Source organism: Limnohabitans sp., from assembly GCF_044361645.1.
Taxonomy (GTDB): domain Bacteria; phylum Pseudomonadota; class Gammaproteobacteria; order Burkholderiales; family Burkholderiaceae_C; genus Limnohabitans_A.
Genome location: NZ_JBIKIL010000203.1, coordinates 1 through 3409 on the forward strand (window position 1 = coordinate 1; position 3409 = coordinate 3409).

A 3409-nucleotide genomic window follows, 5' to 3' on the forward strand; every position below is an offset into this window, starting at 1 on the left:
CAGTTGCCTCAGGCGGATCGATGGAAGACGTTCTTGGACTACGTGGTGCAGAGAATCACCCGCCCCCTGCCGCCTTGGTATCCACCAAGTCAGCTCACGATGACAGAATAACTGCCGGATCTAGGATTAAAGCGCAGGCGGGCAGACCCGCTTTTCCCCGCCAGTTTGGGCTCTATGGCCAGCGGTCACAATCGTGCACATGAAACGCCTTTACGCTTATTTTTTCCGCGGCCTGATCAGCTTTTTGCCCATCGGCTTGACCGTGTATGTGCTTTTTTTGTTTGTGACCTGGGTCGAGGGTTTGGCCATGCAGGTGCTGCGCCCGATCACCGGTGAGTTTTACCTGCCTGGCTTGGGCATTGTGCTGGGCACTGGCTTGATTTTGGTGCTGGGTTTTTTGGTGTCGCAGCCCTTCATGACGCGCATGCTCAGCTGGGTGGAGCTGCCCTTCACCAATTTGCCCTTGGTCAAAAGCATTTACTCGTCGCTCAAAAGCTTTGCCGATTACTTTTCGCCCCACGAGCGCGATGCACAACAAGTGGTGCTTTTGAAAAAACCGGGCAGCGACATCTCGATCATCGGTTTGGTCACGCGCCAAAACTTGAGCGACTTGCCGCTGGACGCACAAACCCGCCAACACGTGGCGGTGTATTTGCCCATGGGCTACATGATCGGTGGTTACACCGTGTTTGTGCCGCGTGATTGGGTGCAGGTGCTGGACATGTCGGTGGAAGAGGCCATGCGCTCTTCCTTGACGGCCTGGATGGGCAACACCAAGCCGACCCACTCAGACGGCGGGCCAAGCGCCACGCGCTAAGCTTGCAACTTGAGCTGCGCATCTAACGCGTTTGGCGTTTTTGCCATGCCCTTGTCGCCCCCACCCGCGAACAGCTGTGCGCTTGGCTTGTGCCCATCGCTGCGCCTCTAAAAGTGGGCCAGACGCAGGCTGACACGCCCGGCCCGGCACCGCCTGAACGGCTCAATCAAAACGCGATGGCAAATAGGGTGCAGGATCGATCCAGGTGCGTTGGCCATGCAGCATCTCGGCCAACAGTCGCCCTGCCACGGGGCCCAGCGTGCAGCCCTGGTGGGCATGGCCAAAGTTGAACCACAGCCCTTTGTGCCGGGGCGCGGGCCCCATCACCGGCAGCATGTCGGCCGTGCAAGGGCGCGAGCCCAACCACGGCGGCTCGGGCAAGGCCTCGCCCAGATCCAAAAGTTGGCGCGCAAGGGCTTCGGCCTTGGTCAGCTGCACGGGGGTCGCAGGCGCATCCACCGGGGCAAATTCGGCCCCCGTGGTCAGGCGCAAACCGCGAACCATGGGGGCCAAGACGTAGCCAGATTCCGCATCCAGTACGGGTTGGCGCAGCCCCACAGGTGGGCGGTAATGCTGGTGATAACCCCGTTTGACAAACAAGGGAAAGCGGTAGCCCAGCGTCCGAATCAGGCGATCGGCCCAGGGCCCCAAGGCCAGCACGGCTTGCTCGGCGCGCATGCGCCCCTGGCTGGTTTGCACCGACCAGCCCAAGCCCTCTGGCTGCAAGCTGCCTGCGTCGCCGGTCAGCAAAAGCCCACCCCGCGCCACCAAAAGATCGGCATAGCGCTGCACCAAAGCGCCCGGGTCGTGCACGGCCCAAGGGTCAAGCCAATGCAACGCGCCTGCCAGCGGCATGCGCAAGCCGGGTTCGGCCTGCGCCAATTGATGCGGGTTTTGCGCTTGGTAGCGCACACCAAAACGGTCGTGAAGGTCCGACGCGCGGTGCAAGGCGGCATCCATGGCCTGAGGGGTCCGGAACACCAACCGGAACCCCTCTTGCCGGGCCAGAGCCTGCGCGCCAGCTGCGCGCATGAGCTCGGCGTGTTCATGGGTGGCGTGCGCAATCAAGCGGCTGTAGGCCTGTGTGGCGCGGGCGTGCAATGCAGGCCCTGAGTGCTTGAAATAACGCCGCAAAGCCCCGGCCATTTGCCACAGGCCCTGAGCATGCCAATGGACTTGGGCGCCTCGACCCCAAGCAGCATGGAGCAAAAATTCTGGCTCACGCGGAAAGGCATAGGGCTCGACCGCTTCGCGCTGAATCAAGCCCGCATTGCCCATGGACGTTTCTTGTCCTGGCGCGCGCCGATCCACCAGCACCACATCGAACCCGCGTTGCTGCAAATGCAATGCGGTGCAAGTGCCGACCATGCCGGCACCAAGGACAAGGATGGCATGGGTCATGGTGTTTGAGACCGCATTGGCGGTGTCGATAAATAAAGGCCCGCAAAGCCCGGCGCGTTGTGCATGCTTTCAGTATAGAGACGGGCGCCACTTTGTCAGCCCCCGGCCCCCCTCAATGGCAGGCTGGTGGCGACTTCTTGTTCCGGCCCGATGCAGTTGACGCACCCCTGGCGTGCCCATTTTTTCAGCCTGGGCTTCTTGTCCTGCCCGGCTGTTTTTTTATCAGCTCTGGCGCAGCGCCGTGATCCCCTGTGCACTGCCGCCCTTTGCCAACACGGGTTGTGCTTTCTGGATCGCGGCTCAAAGCCAGGCGGACAGCAAGACCGGGCCGGGAGGTCACCGGCCATGGCCTTTGGTCGGATCGACCTGACCCGAACCGGCGGTGGCCAAGGCATAGGCCGGGCCTGCACCACCTATGCCCTGATGTCAGACAGGTTGTCGCAGCGCCATGTCAGCGGCCCGCCCGCCCGACTTGGCTACAATGCGTCCATTCTTTTTTGGGCCTACCTCATGTCAGATCACAACGACGCGCACACTTCCGATGATCCCGTGGAAAACGTGGTCAAGCACATTCCCCTGGTCATTCCGGCCGCTGGCGCGGTGCTGATTTTCTTGCTGGCCTTTATCGCGGTGTTCATGGCCTGAGACTTTGCCGCACCCGGTGCGCCACCTTGGCCGCACCCGCCCAACCCGCAACAGCTCGCGCTTTGCGGGTTTTGTTTTGGTGGCTTGGCATGCCTGCGCGTGGATGGTTTGGTTTCCTGTGTCATGGCGAGCGAGGCGCGGCAATCTTGCGAGCGAAGCGCGGCAATCTGGAGATCGCTTCGTGCCTCGCGATGACGGGGCAAGCTGTCTCTGGTGGCAAGGCTTGTCTCTGGTGGGAAGGCTTGTCTCTCGTGAGAAGGCTTGTCTCTGGTGGGAAGGCTTGTCTCTGCGATGAGCGCAGTGATCTGGCCGTTGGGTGTTTGGCATGCCTGTGCGTGGATTGTTTCGTTTCCTGTGTCATTGCGAGCGAAGCGCGGCAATCTTGCGGGGGAAGCGCGGCAATCTTGCGGGGGAAGCGCGGCAATCTCGAGATCGCTTCGTGCCTCGCGATGACGGGGCAACAGAAGTTCGACACCTTTTTCCAGAAACGCTTCCTTCCGCAGCCCAGTCTGCCAATAAATTCAAGCACTTGCGAGGGTTTTCAGA

Annotated in this window: 4 protein-coding genes; 3 read left to right on the forward strand and 1 reads right to left on the reverse strand. The window is 61.4% G+C overall.

Features of this window, described 5'->3' with window-relative positions; all coding sequences use genetic code 11:
- Positions 1-199 precede the first annotated feature (199 nt).
- Positions 200-817: a DUF502 domain-containing protein gene (locus tag ACIQ39_RS18970; protein WP_396436139.1), complete on the forward strand. Its 618-nt coding sequence runs from the start codon at positions 200-202 to the stop codon at positions 815-817.
- 162 nt (positions 818-979) lie between these two features.
- Here the strand turns inward: ACIQ39_RS18970 and ACIQ39_RS18975 are convergent, their stop codons facing one another.
- Positions 980-2218 carry an NAD(P)/FAD-dependent oxidoreductase gene (locus tag ACIQ39_RS18975; protein WP_396436140.1) on the reverse strand — a complete coding sequence of 413 codons (1239 nt, stop codon included), beginning with the start codon at positions 2216-2218 and terminating at the stop codon, positions 980-982.
- A 345-nt stretch (positions 2219-2563) separates the two neighbouring features.
- Here ACIQ39_RS18975 and ACIQ39_RS18980 point away from each other — a divergent pair, with 345 nt between their 5' ends.
- Together ACIQ39_RS18980 and ACIQ39_RS18985 are read left to right on the forward strand one after the other, a co-directional pair.
- Positions 2564-2863, forward strand: coding sequence for a hypothetical protein (locus ACIQ39_RS18980; protein WP_396436142.1), 300 nt, complete (start codon positions 2564-2566; stop codon positions 2861-2863).
- A gap of 26 nt (positions 2864-2889) precedes the next feature.
- Positions 2890-3409 (forward strand): hypothetical protein (locus tag ACIQ39_RS18985; protein ID WP_396436141.1); only part of this gene is annotated, 520 nt, incomplete at its 3' end.

Bases quoted from the DNA above. Each gene is read 5' to 3' on its own strand.
- ACIQ39_RS18980 (WP_396436142.1), top strand. From the start codon at position 2,564: ATGGCCTTTGGTCGGATCGACCTGACCCGAACCGGCGGTGGCCAAGGC.
- ACIQ39_RS18970 (WP_396436139.1), top strand. From the start codon at position 200: ATGAAACGCCTTTACGCTTATTTTTTCCGCGGCCTGATCAGCTTTTTG.
- ACIQ39_RS18975 (WP_396436140.1), bottom strand. From the start codon at position 2,218: ATGACCCATGCCATCCTTGTCCTTGGTGCCGGCATGGTCGGCACTTGC.